Raw genomic sequence first — 1,562 nt, 5'->3', positions numbered from 1 at the left:
GATCGCTTGCTTTAGTCTAAAGTCCAGTTAAACACCATCGTTTCAAATAGCTGTCTTTCCTCAGTGGAGGAGGCAGAATAATCTACGCCTAAGAACACCGTAGAAACGATGATTTTATGCTTGCTAAGTTCTGTCTTTGCAACCAGTCGATTTTCAAAGTTGTCAGGAGACATCCACTTAGAAAATTTTATAAGGAAGGTAGGCTGAAAACCCTTAAGGAACAGGCGCACAGCGCCGTATTCCGTACTTTAGGCAAGGGATGAAAGCCGCCTTAAGGCGTTTACGCCTCAGTGACGTTTTCAATCACGCTGTTGCTCAATATATCGTTTTACTGATTCTGTGCTGATATTGCCAGCAGTCGATACAAAATAGCTGGGTGTCCAGAGTGTAGGTAATTTCAACAATTCAGGGAATTCTTTTCTAAGGTGATGAGATGCCCTACCTTTAATTTTGTTCATGATTTGAGCAGGATTGTCTGTAGGTTTAGCATTAATAAATAGATGTACATGGTCTGGCATGATTTCCATCGCAATGATGCGCCATCTATTCTCATTGCAAACATCACAAATAATTTCTTGCAATCTAGCTGCTATATCATCCACCAATACTTTTTTTCTACGCTTAGGAATAAAAACAAAGTGGTAATTGAGTAATGATATAGCGTTCCCCTCATGCCTGTATTCATCTGGCGAAAAACTAGCCATTTTCCCGGAATCCATATTGTCATTTTGTATATAGCTATAGTCTTATCAAGATAATGCATAAACAACAAGGGGGTGACTAAGTTGCTAGTTCTAGAGTACAAAGTTAAAGCTAAAAAACTTCAATATTTAGCAATTGAGGAAGCTATCAAAACTACTCAATTCATTAGAAACAAGTGTTTGAGATATTGGATGGATGCGCCAAAAGAAGCAAAAATTGATAGATTTGCGCTTAACAAGTATTCAACAGAACTACGCAATGAATTTAAATTTGTGGCTAACTTAAACTCAATGGCGGTACAATCATCAGCCGAAAGGGCATGGTTAGCAATATCAAGATTTTACGAAAATTGCAAAAAGAAGATATCAGGTAAAAAAGGATATCCCAGATTCCAAAAGGATAACCGTTCGGTTGAGTACAAAACGTCAGGATGGAAACTAAACCCAACAAAAAGACGCATTACCATTACTGATAAAAAAGGTATCGCTTAATTGAAATTGTTGGGTAAATGGGATATTCAAACCTACCCTGTTAAATCAATTAAGCGTGTTAGATTGGTACGCCGTGCCGATGGCTATTACTGTCAGTTTTGTGTTGATGTTGAAGTTAAAGACATTCAACCATTAACGGGTAATGAAATAGGTTTAGATGTTGGGATTGAGAGTTTTTACACCGATTCAAACGGACATCAAGAATCTAATCCAAAGTTTTTGAGGAAGGCTGAACAATCAGTTAAACAATCTCAAAGACGCATTTACAAAAAGAAAAAAGGTTCATCAGGACGTAAAAAAGCTAGAGCCATATTTGCCAGAAAGCACTTGAGAATAAGGGGAAGAGCTGTTGAACTAAGCCGGACAGTC

Annotated in this window: 2 protein-coding genes and 1 pseudogene; 1 reads left to right on the top strand and 2 read right to left on the bottom strand. The window is 37.8% G+C overall.

Annotated features, from left to right (window positions below; all coding sequences use genetic code 11):
• Positions 1 to 11: 11 nt before the first annotated feature.
• Positions 12 to 173, bottom strand: coding sequence for a hypothetical protein (locus DP117_RS34175; RefSeq protein WP_169222580.1), 162 nt, complete (start codon positions 171 to 173; stop codon positions 12 to 14).
• A 126-nt stretch (positions 174 to 299) separates the two neighbouring features.
• Positions 300 to 704, bottom strand: coding sequence for an IS200/IS605 family transposase (gene tnpA, locus DP117_RS34170; RefSeq protein WP_169222579.1), 405 nt, complete (start codon positions 702 to 704; stop codon positions 300 to 302).
• A gap of 81 nt (positions 705 to 785) precedes the next feature.
• Between tnpA and DP117_RS34165 the strand changes: the two are divergent.
• A pseudogene (locus DP117_RS34165) lies at positions 786 to 1,562 on the top strand (transposase); the annotation flags it as partial.

Source organism: Brasilonema sp. UFV-L1 (genome assembly GCF_012912105.1).
In the GTDB taxonomy this organism is placed as follows: Bacteria; Cyanobacteriota; Cyanobacteriia; order Cyanobacteriales; family Nostocaceae; genus Brasilonema.
Note: the sequence above shows the minus strand (reverse complement) of the source record. Positions and strands in the feature narration are given on the sequence as shown.